20 protein-coding genes are annotated in these 20063 nt (G+C 69.2%); 9 read left to right on the top strand and 11 right to left on the bottom strand.

Going from position 1 to position 20063, the window contains the following annotated elements:
* Positions 1-91 precede the first annotated feature (91 nt).
* The 5 genes from C7389_RS08215 to C7389_RS08195 all read right to left on the bottom strand — a co-directional run bounded on the left by C7389_RS08215 (position 92) and on the right by C7389_RS08195 (position 4793).
* A complete protein-coding gene (locus C7389_RS08215; RefSeq protein ID WP_133590203.1) occupies positions 92-1702 on the bottom strand; it encodes an ABC transporter substrate-binding protein in 1611 nt (536 codons plus the stop codon).
* 460 nt (positions 1703-2162) lie between these two features.
* Positions 2163-2474: a DUF167 domain-containing protein gene (locus tag C7389_RS08210; protein ID WP_133590201.1), complete on the bottom strand. Its 312-nt coding sequence runs from the start codon at positions 2472-2474 to the stop codon at positions 2163-2165.
* Positions 2475-2505: 31 nt separating this feature from the next.
* Positions 2506-3087 carry a YggT family protein gene (locus tag C7389_RS08205; protein WP_133590199.1) on the bottom strand — a complete coding sequence of 194 codons (582 nt, stop codon included), beginning with the start codon at positions 3085-3087 and terminating at the stop codon, positions 2506-2508.
* A 152-nt stretch (positions 3088-3239) separates the two neighbouring features.
* A complete protein-coding gene (gene proC, locus C7389_RS08200) occupies positions 3240-4052 on the bottom strand; it encodes a pyrroline-5-carboxylate reductase (protein ID WP_133590197.1) in 813 nt (270 codons plus the stop codon).
* A 51-nt stretch (positions 4053-4103) separates the two neighbouring features.
* The gene (locus C7389_RS08195; protein WP_133590195.1) at positions 4104-4793 is read right to left on the bottom strand and encodes a YggS family pyridoxal phosphate-dependent enzyme; all 690 of its coding nucleotides are present in this window, start codon (positions 4791-4793) and stop codon (positions 4104-4106) included.
* Between the two features lie 125 nt (positions 4794-4918).
* On the opposite strand from C7389_RS08195, the gene C7389_RS08190 reads away from it, so the two are divergent.
* The 8 genes from C7389_RS08190 (at position 4919) to C7389_RS08155 (ending at position 13786) form a co-directional block, all read left to right on the top strand.
* Positions 4919-5962: a type IV pilus twitching motility protein PilT gene (locus C7389_RS08190; protein ID WP_133590193.1), complete on the top strand. Its 1044-nt coding sequence runs from the start codon at positions 4919-4921 to the stop codon at positions 5960-5962.
* A 209-nt stretch (positions 5963-6171) separates the two neighbouring features.
* Positions 6172-7305, top strand: coding sequence for a PilT/PilU family type 4a pilus ATPase (locus tag C7389_RS08185; RefSeq protein ID WP_133590191.1), 1134 nt, complete (start codon positions 6172-6174; stop codon positions 7303-7305).
* A gap of 258 nt (positions 7306-7563) precedes the next feature.
* Positions 7564-8544 carry an ABC transporter substrate-binding protein gene (locus C7389_RS08180; RefSeq protein WP_133590189.1) on the top strand — a complete coding sequence of 327 codons (981 nt, stop codon included), beginning with the start codon at positions 7564-7566 and terminating at the stop codon, positions 8542-8544.
* Positions 8545-8551: 7 nt separating this feature from the next.
* Positions 8552-9370: an ABC transporter permease gene (locus tag C7389_RS08175; RefSeq protein WP_133590187.1), complete on the top strand. Its 819-nt coding sequence runs from the start codon at positions 8552-8554 to the stop codon at positions 9368-9370.
* A gap of 1 nt (position 9371) precedes the next feature.
* The gene (locus C7389_RS08170) at positions 9372-10163 is read left to right on the top strand and encodes an ABC transporter ATP-binding protein (RefSeq protein ID WP_133590185.1); all 792 of its coding nucleotides are present in this window, start codon (positions 9372-9374) and stop codon (positions 10161-10163) included.
* Between the two features lie 83 nt (positions 10164-10246).
* Complete coding sequence (locus C7389_RS08165; RefSeq protein WP_133590184.1) at positions 10247-12094, top strand: sensor histidine kinase; 1848 nt, start codon at positions 10247-10249, stop codon at positions 12092-12094.
* Positions 12082-12438, top strand: a complete 357-nt coding sequence (locus C7389_RS08160) for a 5-carboxymethyl-2-hydroxymuconate Delta-isomerase (RefSeq protein ID WP_133590182.1) — start codon at positions 12082-12084, stop codon at positions 12436-12438. Before C7389_RS08165 ends, C7389_RS08160 begins: the two co-directional genes overlap by 13 nt.
* Positions 12431-13786: a sigma-54-dependent transcriptional regulator gene (locus C7389_RS08155; protein ID WP_133590180.1), complete on the top strand. Its 1356-nt coding sequence runs from the start codon at positions 12431-12433 to the stop codon at positions 13784-13786. The genes C7389_RS08160 and C7389_RS08155 overlap by 8 nt, the downstream gene beginning before the upstream one ends.
* Positions 13787-13921: 135 nt before the next feature.
* Here C7389_RS08155 and C7389_RS08150 read toward each other — a convergent pair whose 3' ends face one another.
* The 4 genes from C7389_RS08150 to C7389_RS08135 form a co-directional block, all read right to left on the bottom strand.
* Positions 13922-14533: a glutathione S-transferase family protein gene (locus tag C7389_RS08150; protein ID WP_133590178.1), complete on the bottom strand. Its 612-nt coding sequence runs from the start codon at positions 14531-14533 to the stop codon at positions 13922-13924.
* A 212-nt stretch (positions 14534-14745) separates the two neighbouring features.
* A complete protein-coding gene (locus C7389_RS08145; RefSeq protein WP_133590176.1) occupies positions 14746-16218 on the bottom strand; it encodes a methyl-accepting chemotaxis protein in 1473 nt (490 codons plus the stop codon).
* A complete protein-coding gene (locus tag C7389_RS08140; protein WP_133590174.1) occupies positions 16193-16714 on the bottom strand; it encodes a PAS domain-containing protein in 522 nt (173 codons plus the stop codon). The genes C7389_RS08145 and C7389_RS08140 overlap by 26 nt, the downstream gene beginning before the upstream one ends.
* A 48-nt stretch (positions 16715-16762) precedes the next feature.
* Positions 16763-17932, bottom strand: coding sequence for a THUMP domain-containing class I SAM-dependent RNA methyltransferase (locus C7389_RS08135; protein ID WP_133590172.1), 1170 nt, complete (start codon positions 17930-17932; stop codon positions 16763-16765).
* A gap of 189 nt (positions 17933-18121) precedes the next feature.
* On the opposite strand from C7389_RS08135, the gene mobA reads away from it, so the two are divergent.
* Positions 18122-18736: a molybdenum cofactor guanylyltransferase MobA gene (mobA, locus tag C7389_RS08130; RefSeq protein ID WP_133590170.1), complete on the top strand. Its 615-nt coding sequence runs from the start codon at positions 18122-18124 to the stop codon at positions 18734-18736.
* 6 nt (positions 18737-18742) lie between these two features.
* Here the strand turns inward: mobA and C7389_RS08125 are convergent, their stop codons facing one another.
* Both C7389_RS08125 and C7389_RS08120 read right to left on the bottom strand, forming a co-directional pair.
* Positions 18743-19153 carry a CopD family protein gene (locus C7389_RS08125; protein ID WP_133590168.1) on the bottom strand — a complete coding sequence of 137 codons (411 nt, stop codon included), beginning with the start codon at positions 19151-19153 and terminating at the stop codon, positions 18743-18745.
* A 27-nt stretch (positions 19154-19180) separates the two neighbouring features.
* A complete protein-coding gene (locus C7389_RS08120) occupies positions 19181-20059 on the bottom strand; it encodes an NAD-dependent epimerase/dehydratase family protein (RefSeq protein ID WP_133590166.1) in 879 nt (292 codons plus the stop codon).
* Positions 20060-20063: the final 4 nt, after the last annotated feature.

Raw genomic sequence — 20063 nt, 5'->3', positions numbered from 1 at the left:
GAAGGCCTCGGAAATTCGGTGTCGGGAAAGGGCGGCGGCACCGCCGCCCGCCGGCGCGCCGCCAGCAGCGGCGCCGCGCCGGCCCGTGGTCTTACATGCGGATCGTGGTCAGGTCCTGGAACCAGTGCTGCGCCTGGATGAACTCCTTCACCTTGGGCGAGAGGGCGTGCGGATTGACGTCATGCACCACCCACAGCATCAGGGCGTCGTCCACCATCTTCTGGTGGATGTCGGCCAGCAGCTTGTTCTGCGTCGGCACGTCGAAGGTCGTGCTCAGCTGCTCGATCTTGGCGTCCACTTCCTTGTCGGCGTAGCCGCCCCAGTTCACACCGTTGGGCGCCACGTACTTGCTGTTGACGAAGCGGGTGATGCCGTAGAACGGGTCGGCGGTGACGTAGCCGAGGTTGATCGCGGTGATGCCTTTGCTGGCGTTGATGTCGCCCTTGGCGCCGGAACGCCAGTGCAGGTAGAGGTTCTCCAGCTCGACCACTTCGAACTCGACCTGGATGCCGACCTCGGCCAGGCTCTGCTGGACGAACTCGTTCATCGGCAGCGACAGCATCTGGCCGGTGCCGCCCTGGGCGATGATCACCTTGGCCTTCAGCGGCTTCTGCGGCGAGTAGCCGGCTTCGGCCATCAGCGCCTTGGCGGTCTTCAGGTCGTACTTGATGTCGAAGGAAGGCTTGCCGAACCAGGGGCTGGTCGCGTCCACCTGGCCCTTGGCCGGCTGGCCGAGGCCGTTCAGCAGCTGGACGATGGCGCTGCGGTCCACCGCCAGGTTGGCGGCCTTGCGCACCCGGATGTCGGTCCAGGGCGAGCCTTGGTAGGTGCTGAAGTGGTAGGGCCAGACGTGCGGAGTCACGTTCTTGACGATCTTGAAACCGCCCGCCTGCAGCTGCGGCACCATGTCCGGCGCCGGCGTCTCGATGATGTCCACCTGGCCGTTCAGCAGCGCGTTGCCACGGGTCACCGCGTCCGGAATCGGCAGCAGCACGATGCGGTCGGTCTTGGCGACGCGGCTCTTGTCCCAGTAGTCGGCGTTGCGCACCAGCTCGGCACGCTCGCGCGGCACCAGCTTGTCCAGCTTGAAGGGGCCGGTGCCGGAGGGCTGGGAGGCAACCTTGTTCCAGTCCTTGCCCATCTTCTCCCACTGCGCCGGGCTGCCGATCAGGAACCAGGGCAGCTGGTAGGGGAAGAGCGCGTCCGGTTCCTTGGTGGTGATCTCGACGGTGGTCGCATTCACCTTGCGATAGGAGGCGATGGACGGGATGCGCGGGCGCACCTGGGCGCTCTGCTTGGCATCGAACTGCGGCGCCTTGTCGTTCAGCACCTTCTCCAGGTTCCAGATCACCGCATCGGCGTCGAAGGCGGAACCGTCATGGAACTTCACGCCCTGGCGCAGGGTGAACAGCCACTTCTTCGGATCCTTGGCGTCCGGCTTCCACTCGGTGGCCAGGCCGGCGATCAGCTTGCCCGGACGGTCGCCGACGTTGGATTCCCAGGCGATCAGCGGGTCGTACAGGGTGTGGCCGGTGAACTGGTAAGCGCCAGCTCCGCGGTCGGGCTGGCCGGTGGTGAGGGGGATGTCCGCCATGGAAATGCCGTAGCGGGCAACCGTTTCCGCCCAGGCGCCAGTGGACGCGGCGAGCGCGATCGGGGCCAGGGCCAGCCAGGGGAGCAGGCGCTTGCGAAGAGAGAGCATCTAAGACCTCCGTAGGGGGTGAGAAATCGAGGGAAGCCCCCTACGGATTGCATGCAACATGCCAGCAATTAACCTTTTGTTAATGTTTTTTCCAAGTCGATGATTAATCGCCACAGATCCAGCGATTGCATTGTTTTGCGCTGATACAAAAGCGGACTTCCCGTGGGCTCACGCACAGTTACGGTGCTGCACCGCAGCAGGACGTACCAATAGCGTGCATGGAAAAATAGCATGAAAGGCCAGAAACAACCCTAGATTGCATGCACGACGTTCTGAGAACACCACGGCCGGGGCTGACCCAAAGGTGAAAACCAGGCGCCGGCCTGTCCGCCTGCCAATGGATGTCTGCGGCTGAGGTATCACCCCATGGAGAGAACAGCGGACAGAAGGGGCGGCAAAAAGCCTCGGCTTACGCCGATACAGGCACAACTGGAAGAAAGAAAAGCGGAGTGCCCCGGCCTCAGCCGAGCGCGCGCAGCCGAGCGCGCGCGTCTGCCCCGGCCCCGCGCAGGCGGATCCGCTTCGCCCGCGAGGTCTCGCCGCTCACCAGCTCGACTGCCGATTTGGGCAGGCCACAGAATTCGGCGAGGAAAGCGCACAGCGCGGCGTTGGCCTTGCCGTCCACCGGCGGCGCGGCCAGGCGCAGCTTCATCGCCTCGCCGTGCGGGCCGGCGAAGCCGGTCTGCTTGGCACCCGGCTGGATATGGAGGGTGAGCGTGAGGCTGCCGTCGGCGGCCTCGCGCAGCCAGTCACTCAAGCGGCGCTCCGCCATGGAGACGGCGGCTTGAGCCTGCGCGGCATGCTCACAGGCCGATCAGCAGCGGCGTGAAACCGCCGCGCAGATTGCCCAGCACCATCAGCAGGATCTGCAGCACCAGCAGCAACACCAGCGGCGACAGGTCCACATTGGCGATGGTCGGCACGATGCGGCGGAAAGGCCGCAGGAAGGGCTCGGCCAGGGCATTCACGATAGGCGCCGCGGGCGAATAGGGGCTGACCCAGGACAGCACCGCCGACACCAGCACGATGGCGAAGACGAGGTAGATCATCATCCGCAGCAACTCCACCAGGCCCAGGCCCCACACGCCCAGCAGCACGCTGGCCGGGTTGTCGGCCAGCGGCACGCCGCGCAGCACCAGCTCGACGAACACCAGCGCGGTCTGGAAGGCCCAGGCCGGCAGCAGGCTGGCCATGTCCAGGCCGAACAGGCCGGGAATGAAGCGGCGCAGCGGCCGCACCACCCAGTCGGTGGTGGTGACCACGAAATGGCCGATCTGGTTGCGGAAGGACACCCGCTGCCACTGCATGAAGAAGCGTGCGAGCAGCATCAGGGTGATGAAACCGACCACGGTATTGAGGATCAGCAGCAGCACATTGGCGAGCATGGTCTCAACCTAGCAAGAGGGAAGAACGGGCCGGTGCCGCGGCCGGCAAGGCATGCGGCAGGGCGGCCATGAGCGATCGGACAGACAAGCGCAATGCCGGAAAGTGGCAGCGGACGGACTGCGGCAGCAAGGCGGCGGCCGGCACGCGCGCCTCAATCCTTGCCCAGCTGATCGCCGAGCTCGCGGCCGCGCGCCTCGGCCGCCGCCACCGCGGCCAGCATGGCATCGTGCCAGCCGGAGGCGGCCAGGCTCTCCAGCGCCGCCTGGGTGGTGCCGCCCTTGGAGGTGACGCGCTCGCGCAACACCGCCGGCGACTCCTCCGACGCGACTGCGAGGCGGGCGGCGCCCAGCGTGGTATCCAGCGCGAAGCGGCGCGCCTGCTGTTCGTCGAACCCCAGCGCCCGGCCGGCGGCTTCCAGCGACTCGATGAAGTGGAACACGTAGGCCGGGCCGCTGCCGGACACCGCGGTGACCGCGTCCATGCGCGCCTCGTCGGCGATCCAGACAATGCTGCCGACGGCGGACAGCACCCGGCCGGCGGCCTCGCGGCCGGCCTCGTCCACCGAAGGATCGGCATACAGGCCGGTGACGCCGGCGCCGATCAGCGCCGGCGTGTTCGGCATGCAGCGCACCAGCTGCGTGTAGCCGCCCAGCCAGCGGCCGATGTCCGCCAGGCGCAGGCCGGCGGCGATGCTGATGACGATCTGCTTTCCGAGCCGGCCTGCCAGCGGCGCCAGCGCCGCCTTCATCTGCTGCGGCTTCACCGCCAGCACCAGCACGTCGCAAGCCAGCGCGGCATCGTCCAGCGCCTCCACCGCCCGCACGCCGAAGCGCGCCGCCAGCCGCTCGCGGCTTTCGGCGCTGAGGTCCACCGCCTGCAACTCGCCAGCGGAAAAGCCCTTCTCGATCAGGCCGCCTATCAATGCGGCGGCCATGTTGCCGCCGCCGAGGAAGGTAATCTTCATGTTCTTGTCACGGGTGAGGAGTGAGGCCTGAAGCCTGGCAGCCGCCATGCCTCAGGCCTTACGCCTCTCGCCGAAGATGGCGGTGCCCACCCGCACCATGGTGGCGCCCTCCGCCACCGCCGCCTCGAGGTCATGGGACATGCCCATGGACAGGGTATCCAGCGCCAGGCCTGCCTCGGCCAGGCGGTCACGCAGCTTGCGCAGTTCGGCGAAGCGCGCATGCAGCACCGCCGGGTCAACGCTGGGCTCGGGGATGGCCATCAGGCCGCGCAATCGCAGCTGCGGCAGGGCCGCCACCGCCCGCGCCAGCGCCTCCACCTCTGCCGGGGCGACGCCGCTCTTGCTCTCTTCGCCGCTGACGTTCACCTGGATGCAGACCTGCAGCGGCGGCCGATGGACGTCGCGCTGGGCCGACAGGCGCTCGGCGATCTTCAGCCGGTCAACGCTGTGCACCCAATCGAAGGCTTCCGCCACCGGCCGGGTCTTGTTGCTCTGCAGCGGGCCGATGAAGTGCCATTCGAGGTCCAGGCCAGCCAGTTCCGCCACCTTGGCGCAGCCTTCCTGCACGTAGTTCTCGCCGAAGGCGCGCTGTCCGGCGGCGGCGGCCTCGCGCACGGCGGCGGCCGGCCAGGTCTTGCTCACCGCCAGCAGGGCCACGCTTTCGGGTGCCCGCCCCGCCGCCCGCGCAGCCTGCCGGATGCGCTCGCCCACGGCTTGCAAGTTGGCGGAGATTGATGTCATATTGCCGCAGCCCGTTCCTAGGAATGATGCGGCAAAAGTATAGCACCGGCCCCTCCCCCGGCTTCCCGCCAGCCCGGTCATCCCAGCGCCCTCCCGCCCCTTTCTCCTGCCCCCAGCCCGCCTCCATGGACATCACCGAACTGCTGGCCTTCGCGGTCAAGAACAAGGCTTCCGACCTGCACCTGTCCTCCGGCCTGCCGCCCATGATCCGGGTGCACGGCGACGTGCGGCGCATCAACCTGCCGCCGATGGAGCACAAGGACGTCCACGCCATGGTGTACGACATCATGAACGACGCCCAGCGCAAGCAGTACGAGGAAACCTGGGAGTGCGACTTCTCCTTCGCGGTGCCCAACCTCGCCCGCTTCCGGGTCAACGCCTTCAACCAGAACCGCGGCGCCGGCGCGGTGTTCCGGACCATTCCGAGCAAGGTGCTGACGCTGGAGGAACTGAACTGCCCGAAGATCTTCAAGGAGATCGCCGACCAGCCGCGCGGCATCGTGCTGGTGACCGGGCCCACCGGCTCGGGCAAGTCCACCACGCTGGCGGCGATGATCGACTACGTCAACGAGAACGAATACGGCCACATCCTCACGGTCGAGGATCCGATCGAGTTCGTGCACGAGTCCAAGCGCTGCCTGATCAACCAGCGCGAAGTGCATCGCGACACCATGTCCTTCAACAACGCGCTGCGCGCCGCGCTGCGGGAAGACCCGGACGTGATCCTGGTGGGCGAAATGCGCGACCTGGAAACCATACGTCTGGCACTGACCGCGGCCGAGACCGGCCACCTGGTGTTCGGTACCCTGCACACCTCGTCGGCGGCCAAGACCATAGACCGCATCGTCGACGTGTTCCCGGCGGCGGAGAAGGACATGGTGCGCTCCATGCTGTCCGAATCGCTGCGGGCGGTGATCTCGCAGACGCTGCTGAAGACCAAGGACGGCAGCGGCCGGGTGGCGGCGCACGAGATCATGATAGGCACGCCGGCCATCCGCAACCTGATCCGCGAGAACAAGATCGCGCAGATGTACTCCGCCATCCAGACCGGCCAGACGGTGGGCATGCAGACCCTGGACCAGTGCCTGACCGACCTCGTCCGCCGCAACGTCGTCTCCGCCGCCGAAGCGCGGGTGCGGGCGCAGAACAAGGACAGCTTCGCCGGCTGAACGGGGCTGAGCCGGGCTGCATCCGCGCCCGCGCCACAGCCCCCGGCGACAGGCGCGCCAGCCCGCCGCGGTGGGCTTGCCGCCTCCGCCTCCAGGCGCTTCCGCGAGCGCGCGACCGCCCGCCGTTTTCCGCCCTCCGGCGCGCCGCGCTGAAGGATAATGGCCGCTTCCCGGGCAGCGCCCGCAGGCCACCGGCCAGGAGTTTTTCGATGGAACGCGATCAGGCCCTCAAGTTCATGCACGATCTGCTGCGGTTGATGCTGCAGAAGAACGGCTCCGACCTCTTCATCAACGCCGGCTTCCCGCCCGCGATCAAGATCGACGGCCGCATCGTGCCCCAGTCCAATCAGAGCCTGGCGCCGCAGCACACTGCCGAGCTGGCGCGGGCCATTATGAACGACCGCCAGGCCGCCGAATTCGAAGCCACCAAGGAGTGCAACTTCGCCATCTCTCCGGCGGGCATAGGCCGCTTCCGCGCCAACGCCTACATCCAGCAGGGGCGGGTCGGGCTGGTGCTGCGGACCATCGCGCAGAAGATTCCGACGCTGCATGAGCTGGGCCTGCCGGCCGTGCTGCGCGACATCGCCATGGCCAAGCGTGGCCTGGTGATCTTCGTTGGCGGTACCGGCACCGGCAAGACCACCTCGCTGGCGGCGATGGTGGATTACCGCAACGAGAACTCCTACGGCCACATCATCACGGTGGAAGATCCGGTGGAGTACGTGCACCAGCACAAGAACTGCATCATTTCCCAGCGCGAAGTCGGCATAGACACCGAATCCTGGGAAGCCGCGCTGAAGAACACCCTGCGCCAAGCGCCGGATGTGATCCTGATGGGCGAGATCCGCGACCGCGAGACCATGGACTACGCGGTGGCCTTCGCCGAAACCGGCCATCTCTGCCTCGCCACCCTGCACGCCAACAGCGCCAACCAGGCGATCGACCGCATCATCAACTTCTTCCCCGAAGACCGCCGCCAGCAGCTGCTGATGGACCTGTCGCTGAACCTGCGGGCCATGGTCTCCCAGCGCCTGCTGCCGATGAAAGACCGCAAGGGCCGGGTACCGGCGGTGGAAATCCTGCTGAACTCGCCGCTGATTTCCGACCTCATCTTCAAGGGCGAGGTGCCGGGCATCAAGGACATCATGAAGCGCTCGCGCGAGCTCGGCATGCAGACCTTCGACCAGGCGCTGTTCGACCTCTACGAGGCCGACCTCATCACCTACGAGGACGCCCTGCGCAACGCCGACTCGGTGAACGACCTGCGGCTGCAGATCAAGCTCAACAGCAAGCACGCCGACCGTGACATGAACGCAGGCATCCAGCACCTGGACATCGTCTGAGCGCTCGTTCCCGATTGCTCCGGCGCGCGTGCGAGGCGCCAGCCTAAGCCCGCACCCGACTGCGGAATTCCGGAAATCCGCCGCTCCGATTCCGGGATTCCGCACGCCCCCGCCCCGCCCGCGGGCTGCGCCTCGCCGCCTTCTTCAGCAAAAACAAACAGATAGCTCTCCCCGCCCGACCTGGCACGCCCTCTGCTGTATGCCAGGCGGGCGACCCGGCACTGCAGCCGGGCGCACCCACCCTGCGAGGAGACATCCATGAAGAAGAACGCCATCCTGGCTTCGGCCATCGCTTCCCTGTGCACCTCCGCCCTGTTCGCCGCGCCGGCCCAGGCCGAGGACGTGGTGCGCCTGGGCAACCTCAAGTTCGCCCACTACGGCGCGGTGTCCTACATGAAGGAGGTCTGCGCCAAGTACAACATCAAGCTGGAAGAGCGCATGTTCCCCAAGGGGCCGGACATCATGCCGGCCATCGTCGCCAACGAGATCGACATCGCCGCGCTGGCCTCGGACGGCGCCATCTCCGGCCGTGCCAACGGCGTGCCCATCTACACCGTGGCCGGCTTCGCCAAGGGCGGCGCGCGGCTGGTGGCCGGTTCGGAAACCGGCATCAGCAAGGTCACCGACCTCAAGGGCAAGAAGGTGGGCGTGACTCGCGGCGGCGCCCAGGAACTGCTGCTCTACGCCGAGCTGGAGAAGCACGGCCTCACGTGGTCGGACAAGCCGGGCAAGGACGTGCAGATCGTCTTCCTCGCTTTCGCCGACCTCAACCAGGCGCTGGCGGCCAAGCAGATCGACGCCATGTGCCAGTCGGAGCCCCAATCCTCCCAGGCGCTGAACAAGAAATTCGGCGTCGAGATCAGCAAGCCCTACGACACCGCCATGGGCGAGCCCTACCGCCTGCTGGTGATGACCGAGAAGCTCTACGGCAACAAGGATCTCGCCCAGCGCACCATGGAGTGCTTCGTCGAATCCACCGCGCTGTTCATCCGCGATCCGGCGCTGGCGGAGAAATACGTGCGCGAGCAGATGTTCAAGGGCCAGATCAGCTCGCAGGACTTCAAGGACGCGATGGACAACGCCGACTACACCTACGACGTCACGCCTGAGCACATCGACATCACCACCGACTTCATGCAGAAGTACGGCGTCGGCCGCATGTCCAAGCCGCCCAAGGCCGCCGAGTGGGTGAAGCTGGACCTGCTGCAGAAGGCCAAGGCCGACCTGAAGGTGGAGTGAGGCCGCCATGACGACCAAGCTCAAGGCCTTGTGCGAAGGCAGCGCGGTGCCGCTGCTGCTGATCGTCGTCTGGGAGGCGGTGGCGCGCGCCGGCTGGATCTCGCCCATCGTCATGCCGGCGCCCAGCGCGGTGGTGGTGAAGTGGTGGGAAGCCTTGATGCCGGCCGCTGCCTACGACCCGACGAGCCAGTCCCGGCTCGCCTGGGCCCTCTCCGGCGAGATGGTGCACGACGCCTTCGCCAGCCTCTACCGGGTGGTGGTGGGCTTCCTGGTCGGCGCTGGACTGGCATTGCCCATCGGCCTGCTGATGGGCGCCAACAAGCGCACCTACGCCCTGCTCAACCCGCTGGTGCAGGTGCTGCGGCCGATTCCCCCCATCGCCTTCATCCCGCTCTCCATCCTGTGGTTCGGGCTGGGCAACCCGCCTTCGGTGTTCCTGATCGCGCTGGGCGCCTTCTTCCCGGTGCTGATGAACACCATCGCCGGCGTGCGCCAGGTGGACGGCATCTACCTGCGGGCGGCGTACAACCTCGGGGTGAATCAATGGACGCTGTTCACCCGGGTGATCCTGCCCGCCGCCACGCCCTACATCCTCGCCGGCGTACGCATCGGCATCGGCACCGCCTTCATCGTCGTCATCGTCTCCGAGATGATCGCGGTGAACAACGGCCTCGGCTTCCGCATCCTGGAGGCGCGCGAGTTCATGTGGTCGGACAAGATCATCGCCGGCATGCTCGCCATCGGCCTGCTCGGGCTGGCCATAGACACCGGCGTCAGCCGCCTCAACAACCATCTGCTGCGCTGGCACCGCGGCCTGGAGCACTGACATGGCGCAGATCGTCGCAAGCAACGTGCAGAAGGTGTTCAAGACCGCCGACCGCGAGGTGGTGGCGCTGAAGGACATCGACCTGGAGATCGCCAGGGGCGAGTTCGTCTGCCTGCTCGGCCCCTCCGGCTGCGGCAAGTCCACCCTGCTGAACGCGGTCGCCGGCTTCTCCCTGCCCACCGGCGGCGTCATCACGGTGGATGGCAAGCCGGTGCAAGGGCCGGGGCCGGACCGCGGCATGGTGTTCCAGGAGTACGCCCTGTTCCCGTGGATGACGGTGGCGGAGAACATCGCCTTCGGGCTGCAGGTGCAGAAGAAGCAGAAGGCGGAGATCGCCGCCACCGTGTCGCAGCTGCTGGAGATGCTGAACCTGAAGGACTTCCGCGACCGCTTCCCCAAGGACCTCTCCGGCGGCATGCGCCAGCGCGTGGCCATCGCCCGGGTGCTGGCGCTGGATTCGCCCATCATGCTGATGGACGAACCCTTTGGCGCGCTGGACGCCCTCACCCGGCGCAACCTGCAGGACGAGCTGCTGCGGCTGTGGGAACGGCTGGGCAAGACCATCCTCTTCGTCACCCACTCGATCGAGGAGTCCATCTACCTGGCCGACCGCATCGTCGTCATGACCTACCGGCCCGGCACCATCAAGCGCGACCAGCGGGTGGATATCCCGCGCCCGCGCGACCCCTCCGGCCACGCCTTCAACGAGCTGAAGCGCGAACTCGGCCGCCTGGTGATGGAAGAGCAGCAGCGCCATGCCGACGACGAGATGAAGCTGGCCGCGGTGGACTGAGCGCTGCATCCCGGTCCCCCGGCGCAGCCCCGGCAGCGGGCCTGCGCCGGGCGCCGCCGGATTAGCATAGGCGGGTGGAGTCCATGCGCATCCCCTCCCTTCCTCCCCTTCTTCCCCCTCCGCGCCGCCTGCTGCTGGTCGGCGGGCTGGCACTGGCCTGCCTGCTGTTCGCGGCGCTGGCCTACCAGCTGGCGCTGGCAGCCTTCCTCGACGGCGAGCGCGAGGCCGCCAGCCGCCGGCTGGCCTTTTACGCGCTGTCACTGGAAGGCGCGCTGGCCCGCCACGAGGCCCTGCCCGGCCTGCTGGCGCTGGAGCCGCGCCTGCACCAACTGCTGGACCATCCACAGGATGCCGCCGCGGTGGCCGCCTGCAACGCCTACCTGCAGCGCGCCCAGGCCGGCGCCGGCATCAGCGTCGCCTACCTCATCGACCTGCAGGGCCACACCCTGGCCGCCAGCAACTGGAACCAACCCGGCAGCTTCGTCGGCCACAACTACGGCTTCCGCCCCTACTTCCGCGAAGCGGCAGCCGGCGGGCTGGGCCGCTTCTATGCCGTCGGCGTCACCACCGGCGAGCCGGGCTACTTCCTCGCCGCGCCGGTACGCGAAGGCGGCCGCGAGGGCGGCGCGGTGCGCGGCGTCATCACCATCAAGGTGAACCTGGCCGCCTCCGAAGCGGAGCTCTCCGGCGGCGGCGACAGCATCCTGCTGGCCGATGCCGCCGGCGTCGTCTTTCTCGCCGCCGAACCGGCCTGGCGCTACCGCACGCTGGCACCGCTGCCGCCGGCCACCCGCGCCGCGCTGGCCGCCACCCGCCAGTACGGCGACAGCCCGCTGCAGCCGCTGGCCCCTTCCCATCCACTGCACGACGGCACCGTGAGGCTGGACGACGGCAGCCGCTTCACCCGCGAACTCATCATGCAGAGTCGGCCGGTGGGCAGCCTGGGCTGGCGCGCGGTGCTGCTCGCCGACCCGGCGGACGCCCACCGCAGCGCGCTGGGCGTGGGCTTCGCCGCCGCCTTCGCGCTGGCCTTCGTGCTCGCGGTGCTCGCGCACCAGCGCCTGCACCGCACCCGCCGCGAGGAACTGCGCCGCGCCCAGGCCGAGCTGGAACAAGCCATCGCCGAGCGCACCGCCGACCTCACCGACAAGGTCGCCGCCCTGCGCCGCACCCAGGCCATCCTCAGCCAGACCCGCGACACCGCGGTACAGGCCGGCAAGCTGGCGGTGCTGGGGCAGATGTCCGCCGGCATGAGCCATGAACTCAACCAGCCGCTGGCGGCGCTGCAGACCTTCTCCGACAACGCCGCCGCGCTGCTGGAGTTGGGCCGGCTGGACGAGCTGCGCGACAACCTGGTGATGATCCGCCAGCTCACCGCCCGCCTCGGCCGCATCGTCGCCCAACTCAAGTCCTTCGCCCGCAAGGGGCCGGCGGAGAAGCGGGCGGTGGACGTGGCCAGCGCCATCGACAACGCCCTGCTCATCCTGGAGCCGCGCCGCCGCGAACTACGGGCCACGGTGGAACTGGCGCCGGTGCCGGCCGGGCTGGCGGTGCAGGCGGACGCCACCCGGCTGGAGCAGGTGCTGGTGAACCTGCTGCGCAACGGCCTGGACGCCATGCAGGGCCAACCCTCGCCGCGCCTGCACCTGGCCGCCGGACAGCGCGGCGACGAAGTGCGCATTACCCTGCGCGACGAGGGCACCGGCCTGCCGGAGGAAGTGCGCAGCCACCTGTTCGAGCCCTTCTACACCACCAAGCCGGCCGGCGAAGGCCTGGGCCTGGGGCTGGCCATCTCGCTGACCATCATCGAAGGCTTCGGCGGCCGCCTGGAGGGCGGCAACGCACCGCAAGGCGGCGCCGAATTCACCATCATCCTGGACGCGGCAACGGCCACCGCCACCCCCGCGGGAGACCACCCATGCCCCACCTGACGCTGGAATACACCGCCAACCTCGGCCTGGATGCCGACGCCGCGCTGCTCGCCCTCAACCACGCCCTGGCCGGTTCCGGCCTGTTCGAGGAAGCGGACATCAAGAGCCGCGCGGTGCCGCTGCACAGCTTCCGCAGCGGCACCGCGGCGACTCCGCGCGCCTTCGCCCACGCCCGCCTGGCGCTGATGCCCGGCCGCGACGCCGCCAGCAAACGCCACCTGGCGGATGCGCTGCTGGCGGCGCTGTCCGCCCAGGTTTCTTCCCCCGGCCTGGAAACCCAGCTGTGCGTCGAGCTGCAGGAAATAGAGGCGGACTGCTACGCCAAGGAGTACCGTCATGGCTGAACCGAGCGCGCTGCCGGTATTCCTGGTGGAGGACGACGCCGCGGTGCGCATGGGCAGCGCCCAGGCCCTCAGCATCGCCGGCCTGCAGGTACAACCCTACGCCGACGCCGAGAGCGCTCTCGCCGCGCTGGCGCGCGAACGCCCCGGCGCGGTGGTGAGCGACGTGCGCCTGCCCGGCCGCGACGGCCTCGCGCTGCTGCACGAGCTGCAGCAGCAGGACCGCGAGCTGCCGGTCATCCTCGTTACCGGCCATGGCGACGTGGCGATGGCGGTGCAGGCGATGCGCGACGGCGCCCACGACTTCATCGAGAAGCCCTTCGCCTCCGAACAGCTGGTGCGGGTGGTGCGCCAGGCGCTGGACAAGCGCCGCCTGCTGCTGGAGAACCGCCGCCTCAAGGAAGCGCTGCCGGCGCAGGACGGCCTGCCGGTGATCGGCCAGACGGCGGCGATGCAGGAAGTGCGGCGGCTGGTAGCCGCGCTCGCCCCCACCGATGTGGACATCCTGATCAACGGCGACACCGGCTGCGGCAAGGAGGTGGTGGCGCGCGCCATCCACACCGCCAGCGGCCGCCGCGGCCCCTTCGTCGCAGTCAATTGCGCCGCGCTGCCGGAAACCGTGTTCGAGAGCGAGATGTTCGGCCACGAGGCCGGCGCCTTCACCGGCGCCACCAAGCGCCGCATCGGCAAGATCGAGTATGCCCACGGCGGCACCCTGTTCCTGGACGAGGTCGAGTCCATGCCGCTCAACCTGCAGGTGAAGCTGCTGCGCGCGCTGCAGGAACGCAGCATAGAGCGCCTGGGCGGCAACGCGCCGGTGGCGGTGGACTGCCGGGTGGTGGCCGCCTCCAAGGCAGACCTCAAGGCCCTGTCCGACGCCGGCGGTTTCCGCGCCGACCTCTACTACCGCCTCAACGTCGTCACCATAGACCTGCCGCCGCTGCGCGAGCGCCGCGAGGACATCCCGCTGCTGATGGCCCACTTCCTGCGCGAAGCCGCCACCCGCTTCGGCCGCGAGCTACCGGCCTGGAGCGCCGCCGACCTCGCCCGCTGGCAGGCGCACGACTGGCCGGGCAATGTGCGCGAGCTCAAGCACGCCGCCGAGCGCTTCTGCCTCGGCCTGGACCGCCCCGGCCCGGCCGCGCCCCCCGCCGCCGGCGACGACCGCGCCCTGCCGCTGGCCCGCCGCCTGGAGCAGGCCGAGCGCCGCTTCATCAGCGAAGCCCTTCAGGAATGCGGCGGCAACGTCGCCACCGCCGCGGAGCGGCTGCAACTGCCGAAGAAGACCCTGTACGACAAGCTCGCCCGCCTGGGCATGCATGCGGAGGAGTTCCGGCACGCGGGTGGGTGATCACGCCCGGATCGAGCGAGTACGGGCCCCCCTTCTGCCCTCGAGGGAGCGGGGCCGGGGGAGAGGGCGCACTCGCAGTGCTGCCGGCTTGGTTGATACGGCCAGCGCAGACTCGATGAGCGCGCCCGGAACCCCTCAATCGTGTGGCCGGGTCGCCGCCATCGCCGGCTGCGCGTCGAAGCGGGCGAACCAGGCGGCGAGTTGCGGATGGGCGCCACGCCAATCGAGCTCCGGGAAGCGGAAATCCAGGTAGCCCAGGGCGCAGCCGAAGGTGATCTCGCCGATGGCGCAGCCCTCCACCGCCAGCGCCGCCGCCTGGCGCTCCATCTCTGCCAGCGCATCGCGCACCTTCTCCAGCTGGCCGTCTTCCCACGGTTGCCAGTGCAGCTCCGGCGGCCGGGCGACCCGCTCGTAGCGGGTCAGCACCGCGGCGTTGAGCAGGCCGTCGCCCAGGGCCTGGCGGGTCAGCGCCTGCCAGCGCGCCGGGCCGGCGGCGGGAAACAGGCCGCCGCGGTGGGTGGTGTCCAGGTACTCGCAGATCACCCGGCTGTCGTAGAGCGGCGCGCCATCCTCAATCTGTGCCGACGGCACCTGGGCCAGCGGATTGAAGCTGCCGATGCGCTTGTCGCGCTTCACCGGGTGGGCGGCGGCGGCGAGCTGTTCGATGCTGCCGGCGACGCCGAGCAGGTGGGCGCAGACCATGACCTTGCGCACGAAGGGCGAGGTCGGAGCGTAGTAGAGCTGCATGGAAGGTCCTCTTGGCTGCGGCCGCGCCGGGGGCGGCCGCCCCCTCAACCCGGCCGCGCCGGTATTCTGGCGCGCTTCGGCGCCTGCGCCCACCGTTCGATGGGCAGGAAACGGGAGGTGCGGACGCACAGCCGGAAGAAGGATGCCATCCGCCGCGAGCACCGCTCGCTCCACCGCAGGACTGCGCGTGCGCTCCGCCGGCGGCGCGCGGCTCAGCCGGGGACGGCGTCGCTGTGCCGCTCCGCCACCATGCGGTCCAGCAGTTCCACCACCTGTTCGCTGGCCTGTTCGGCGTCGCGGAAGGCGGCGAGGATGTCCTCCTGCACGCTGGCGTCCGTCTCCCAGCCGCCGGCCATCAGCGCCACCGCCTCGGCCATGCGCCTATGTACCGTGCCGTGGGGCTGGGCGAGGCGGCGGTAGGCTTCCAGGCCGGCGAAGCGCTGCGCATCAGCCGAGGCCAGCCAGCGGCCGAGGCGGCAGTCGTCGCTGCCGACGTGTACCGCAGCGGCCTGCTCGGAAGCGGTGCCGTGGTCCAGTGTCAGGTAGGCGTTCTGCTTGAACACGAAGTGATCCACCTTGGCCAGCGAGGTGAAGCTGACGTCATGCACATAGTCGATGCGAGCCAGCGACTGCCGGGCGCCGTCGGCGAAGGCGGTGAAGCGCGCCTCCAGTTCGGCGACGCTGCCGCGGGAAGACTCGGCCATCTGCCGCATCTGGGCGGCGTCCTCCTGCATTTGCGCGGCGTCCTCGCGCAACGCGGTCATCACACCGGCGATCTCGTTCGAGGCGCGTATGGTGTTCTCCGCCAGCTTGCGCACCTCGTCCGCCACCACCGCGAAGCCGCGGCCAGCCTCGCCGGCGCGGGCGGCTTCGATGGCGGCGTTCAGCGCCAGCAGATTGGTCTGGTCGGCAATGCCCTTGATCAGATCCACCGAGCGGGTGATCTCGCCGCTGCGGGCGTTGAGCTGCTCCACCTCGCCGCCCACACGCTCCACCTTGGCGGCGATGGCGGCGAGGTCATCCACCACCACCCGCATGGATGCGCGGCTGCTGTCGGCCTCGCCGGCGGTACTCGCGGCCAGCCGCTCCAGCTCCTCGGTGGCGGAGACGATGCCCAGCATGTCCTGCTGGTTGGTGCGCATGTTGTTCAGCAGGTTGGTGGAGTTGAGCTGGCCGGTGCGCGACAGCAGGTGGTTGCGCCTGTCCTCGCGCCAGGTGCGCTCCATTACCGCCAGCGACTGGTTGCTGTCTTCCAGCGCCTGGCGGAACACGCCATGCAGGCCGGCGGACTGGGCAGGGCGGTGGAACTCGCCGCGGCCGGCGCTGGCGAGCGCGCTGCGCTGTTCGCGGAAGCAGGTCTCCAGTTGATCCAGCATGTCGTTCATGTCCCAGCACAAGGCGGCGAACTCGCCCTCGCCGATGCCGGTGACACGCCCGCCCACCTTGCCGGCCGCCGCTTCCCGCAGCACCCGCGACACCGCCTCCAGCGGCCGCAGCGCGGCGGCCGCAGCGCGCAGGTAGAGCAGGCTGGAGGCGACGGCCACTGCCACCAGGCAGCCGGTCCAGGCGAAGTCCACGCCCTGCCAGCCGCGCAGCGCCAGCACCGCCAGTACGGCGCCGGCCAGCAGCAGGTTGAGGGCGAGAAGCTGCAGCCGCAGCTTAGAAAGAAAGGACGAATTGCTCATAGCTCAGTCCCTTGGCGGCAAGTACCTCGGTGAGTAGGGCGAGCGAGGCCGACATGGCGTCGCGCGGGCCGGCCTTCTGCTCCACCGCCAGCATGTCGCGGTAGAGCGCGGTGCAAGCCTGCACCGCGGCGGCGGGCGGCTTGCGCCGCACCGAGAAGTAGCCCTCGACGCGACCGTCCTCGCCGTAGGAGGGGGTGACGTTGGCCAGCACCCAGTAGAAGCCGCCGTCCTTGCTCATGTTCTTGACGTAGGCGAAGCACTCGCGCTCGGCGTGCAGGCTGTCCCACAGGAACTTGAACACGCCGCGCGGCATGTCCGGATGACGGATGAGGTTGTGCGGCGCGCCCAGCAACTCGTGTTCGGCGTAGCCGGCGAACTCGATGAAGATGCGGTTGCAGTAGGTGATGCGGCCCTTGAGGTCGGTCTTGGAGACGATGAAGTCGTTCTCCCGCATCGTCCGCTCCAGGGCGGTGGGGGTCGCCCGGTACTTCGCCATCGCTGTTCTCCTTTTTTCTGGTGGCGAAAACTTATGTCGGCCGCAGCCTCAGGAACTTGAGCCGTCCTCCGCCGGGCGCCGCCGCATGCTGCCGGCGATCATGCGGTATTCGTACAGCCGGCATTCCAGCGCGCCGTTGAACAGCGGCGTGCGCCGGCTGGCCTTGAGACCGATGAGCTTGGGCAGCGCGGTGTCGCCACTGAAGAATAGGCAGCGCCAGCCGCTCCAGCGCTGCTTCAGCGCGTCGCCCAGGCGCGGGTAGAAAGCGGCCAGCTCCTCCGCCTCGCCGATGCGCACGCCGTAGGGCGGATTGCTCACCATCACGCCCTCGGCGGCCGGCGGCTGGCGTTCCAGCAGGTCGGCGCGCTCCAGCGTCACGCAGTCGGCCAGGCCGGCGGCCTGCAGGTTCTCGCGGCTGCGGCGGACCAGCTCGCCGACGATGTCGGAGCCGAAGATGGGCAGCGGCCGCGCCGGTTGCCGGCGCTGCTCCGCCGCCCCGCGCAGCGCCGCCCAGGCGGCGCGGTCGAAGTGGCGCAGGCGCTCGAAGGCGAAATGGCGGCCGAGACCGGGGGCGATGTCCAGCGCCATCTGCGCCGCCTCCAGCAGGAAGGTGCCGCTGCCGCACATCGGGTCCAGCAGGGTTTCGCCCGGCTGCCAGCCGGACAGGCGCAGGATGCCGGCGGCCAGGTTCTCCTTCAGCGGCGCCTCCACCGCGGCCGGCTTGAAGCCGCGCTTGTACAGTGGCTCGCCGGAGGTGTCGATGTAGAGGGTGGCGGTATCGGCGGTGAGGAAGGCATGGATGCGCACCGCCGGGTTGGCGGTATCCACGCTGGGCCGGCGGCCGGCCACGGTGCGGAAATGGTCGCACACCGCATCCTTGATCTTCAGGGTGATGAATTCCAGGCTCTTCAGCGGCGATTTCTGCGCGGTGACGTAGATGCGCAGGGTGTCGTCCGGGGTGAACCACTTCGCCCAGGTAAGGCTGTAGGCCAGCTTGTAGATGTCGATCTCGCCGCGGTAGCGGCCCATGCCCACCCGCCACAGCACCCGCGTCGCCAGCCGGCTCTCCAGGTTGGCGCGATAGCAGGCGTTCCAGTCGCCCTGCCAGGTAACCCCGCCATGCACCGCCTCCGCCGCGCTCGCGCCGCAATCGCGCAGTTCCTCCACCAGCAGCGCTTCGAGGCCGCGCGGGCAAGGAGAGAAGAAGTGTTCGGCCATGGCGGACTCCGGTGACGGCGGGCGGACCCGCGAAAAGGCGGCATTGTATCGCCGTGGCGGGGCGGCGTTCGGGCGGGCTGGCGACGCCTCCGCTTCGGAGGAAGAACAGCGCCGGGCCGGCGGGCGCAGGCCGCACACCGTGCCGGGCTAGAATCCGGAGCGCACCCCCATCGCACGGTCCCCACCGCCATGTCCAGCACCGCCCCCCCTTCTTCCCTGCCCGCCATTACCGGCGTACTGCTCGCCGGCGGCCAGGGCAGCCGCATGGGTGGCGTCGACAAGGGGCTGGTGACGCTGGACGGCAAGCCGATGGCGGCCTGGGCGCTGGCGCGGCTGGCGCCGCAGGTGGATGAGCTGCTGATCAACGCCAACCGCAATGCCGAGGCTTATGCGGCGCTGGGCTACCCGGTGTTCGGCGACGACATTCCCGGCCAGCCCGGCCCGCTCGCCGGCCTGCATGCGGCGCTGTTGCAGGCACGCCATCCGCTGGTGGCCACCGCGCCCTGCGACTCGCCCTTCCTGCCGACGGACCTGGTCGCCCGCCTCTCCGCCGCGCTGCTCGCCGCTGGCGCCGGGCTGGCGGTGGCGCGCACCGAGGGCCGCAGCCAGCCGGTGTTCTGCCTGTGCCGGCGCGAGCTGGCCGGCTCGCTGCGCGCCTTCCTCGACGGCGGCGGCCGCAAGGTGTCGCAGTGGCATGCGGCGGTGAAGGCGGTGGAAGTGGATTTCGACGATGTGGCGGCGGCCTTCCGCAACATCAACACGCCGGAGGAGCTGGCCGCCGCCGGCCGGCCGCCCGCGCCCTGAGCAAGTTCAGAACGGCTTCAACACCACCAGGAAGACCACCGCGAACAGCACCAGCACCGGCACCTCGTTGAACACCCGGTACCAGCGGTGGCTGCGGCGGTTGCGGCCGGCGGCGAAGTCGCGCATCAGCCTGCCGCAGTAGAGGTGATAGGCGATGAGGCCGACCACCAGCGTGGTCTTGGCGTGCAGCCAGCCGCCGCTGAAGCCGTAGCCGAACCACAGCCACAGGCCGAGGCCAACGGCGAGGATGCCCAGCGGCGTCATGAAGCGGTAGAGCTTGTGCTCCATCAGCGCCAGCCGCTCGGCGGTGGCGGCATCCTCCACCATGGCGTGATTGACGAACAGGCGCGGCAGGTAGAACAGGCCGGCGAACCAGCTGACGACGAAAATGATGTGCAGCGACTTCAGCACCAGCATCGGGGAAAAGCTCCAGGCAAGGGATGTTCAGCGTTCGGCGAGGGCGGCGCGCAGGCCATCGTCCACCGTGGGATAGCGCAACGCCAGCCGCAACTCGCGCTTCAGCCTGTGATTGCGCAGGCGGCGCGACTCGGCCATGAAGGACAGCGTCAGCGGCGACAGCACCTGGCTGATCGCCGCCCGGGCCAGCCGCGGCGGCCGCGTCAGGCCGAAGGCATCGGCGACGCGATCGAAGTAGTCGCCCATCTTCAGCGCGCTGTCATCCACCGCGTTCACCACCCGGCCGCCGCGCAGGCGGAACAGCGCCGCACAGGCGAGGCGGGCAAGGTCTTCGGCGTGGATGTGGTTGGTATGCACGTCGTCCTCGGCGCTCAACACCGGGTCGCCGCGCTGCAGGCGCTCCAGCGGCAGGCGGTCGGCGGCGTAGATGCCGGGCGCGCGCAGTATGCCGACGGCAACACCGTTGCGACGACCAAAGCGGCGCAGCGCGTCCTCGGCCGCCACCCGCCGCCGCGCCCGCGCACTGGCCGGTTTACAGGGCCGGCACTCGTCCGTCCAGGCCCCGGCGCAGTCGCCGTAAACCCCTGTCGTGCTTATGTATACAAGGCGCTGTGGTGGTAGACTCCGCCGACCCGCCAGCGCCGCAACCAGGCGCACCGTGCGAGGATCGCCCTCGCCCTGCGCGGGTGGCGGCGCGAAGTGCAGCACCGCATCGGCCAGGCCGCTCAAGCGCTGCAGGCTGCGGCGATCGTCGAGGTCGCCGGCGATGGGCAGCGCGCCCACCGCCCGCAGTGCCGCGGCACCCTCGGGCCGGCGCGACAGCACATACACGCGGAAACGCCGCACCAGCCACGGGATGGCCCGCCTGGCGACGTCGCCGCCACCGACGATCAACAGTCTTTTCATCGAT

It is taken from the genome of Azoarcus indigens (assembly GCF_004361735.1).
In the GTDB taxonomy this organism is placed as follows: domain Bacteria; phylum Pseudomonadota; class Gammaproteobacteria; order Burkholderiales; family Rhodocyclaceae; genus Azoarcus; species Azoarcus indigens.
The sequence above is the reverse complement of the archived record's forward strand: the minus strand, read 5'-3'. Positions and strand labels throughout refer to the sequence as shown.

Bases quoted from the DNA above. Each gene is read 5' to 3' on its own strand.
- C7389_RS08215 (WP_133590203.1), bottom strand. From the start codon at position 1,702: ATGCTCTCTCTTCGCAAGCGCCTGCTCCCCTGGCTGGCCCTGGCCCCG.
- C7389_RS08210 (WP_133590201.1), bottom strand. From the start codon at position 2,474: ATGGCGGAGCGCCGCTTGAGTGACTGGCTGCGCGAGGCCGCCGACGGC.
- C7389_RS08205 (WP_133590199.1), bottom strand. From the start codon at position 3,087: ATGCTCGCCAATGTGCTGCTGCTGATCCTCAATACCGTGGTCGGTTTC.
- proC (WP_133590197.1), bottom strand. From the start codon at position 4,052: ATGAAGATTACCTTCCTCGGCGGCGGCAACATGGCCGCCGCATTGATA.
- C7389_RS08195 (WP_133590195.1), bottom strand. From the start codon at position 4,793: ATGACATCAATCTCCGCCAACTTGCAAGCCGTGGGCGAGCGCATCCGG.
- C7389_RS08190 (WP_133590193.1), top strand. From the start codon at position 4,919: ATGGACATCACCGAACTGCTGGCCTTCGCGGTCAAGAACAAGGCTTCC.
- C7389_RS08185 (WP_133590191.1), top strand. From the start codon at position 6,172: ATGGAACGCGATCAGGCCCTCAAGTTCATGCACGATCTGCTGCGGTTG.
- C7389_RS08180 (WP_133590189.1), top strand. From the start codon at position 7,564: ATGAAGAAGAACGCCATCCTGGCTTCGGCCATCGCTTCCCTGTGCACC.
- C7389_RS08175 (WP_133590187.1), top strand. From the start codon at position 8,552: ATGACGACCAAGCTCAAGGCCTTGTGCGAAGGCAGCGCGGTGCCGCTG.
- C7389_RS08170 (WP_133590185.1), top strand. From the start codon at position 9,372: ATGGCGCAGATCGTCGCAAGCAACGTGCAGAAGGTGTTCAAGACCGCC.
- C7389_RS08165 (WP_133590184.1), top strand. From the start codon at position 10,247: ATGCGCATCCCCTCCCTTCCTCCCCTTCTTCCCCCTCCGCGCCGCCTG.
- C7389_RS08160 (WP_133590182.1), top strand. From the start codon at position 12,082: ATGCCCCACCTGACGCTGGAATACACCGCCAACCTCGGCCTGGATGCC.
- C7389_RS08155 (WP_133590180.1), top strand. From the start codon at position 12,431: ATGGCTGAACCGAGCGCGCTGCCGGTATTCCTGGTGGAGGACGACGCC.
- C7389_RS08150 (WP_133590178.1), bottom strand. From the start codon at position 14,533: ATGCAGCTCTACTACGCTCCGACCTCGCCCTTCGTGCGCAAGGTCATG.
- C7389_RS08145 (WP_133590176.1), bottom strand. From the start codon at position 16,218: ATGAGCAATTCGTCCTTTCTTTCTAAGCTGCGGCTGCAGCTTCTCGCC.
- C7389_RS08140 (WP_133590174.1), bottom strand. From the start codon at position 16,714: ATGGCGAAGTACCGGGCGACCCCCACCGCCCTGGAGCGGACGATGCGG.
- C7389_RS08135 (WP_133590172.1), bottom strand. From the start codon at position 17,932: ATGGCCGAACACTTCTTCTCTCCTTGCCCGCGCGGCCTCGAAGCGCTG.
- mobA (WP_133590170.1), top strand. From the start codon at position 18,122: ATGTCCAGCACCGCCCCCCCTTCTTCCCTGCCCGCCATTACCGGCGTA.
- C7389_RS08125 (WP_133590168.1), bottom strand. From the start codon at position 19,153: ATGCTGGTGCTGAAGTCGCTGCACATCATTTTCGTCGTCAGCTGGTTC.
- C7389_RS08120 (WP_133590166.1), bottom strand. From the start codon at position 20,059: ATGAAAAGACTGTTGATCGTCGGTGGCGGCGACGTCGCCAGGCGGGCC.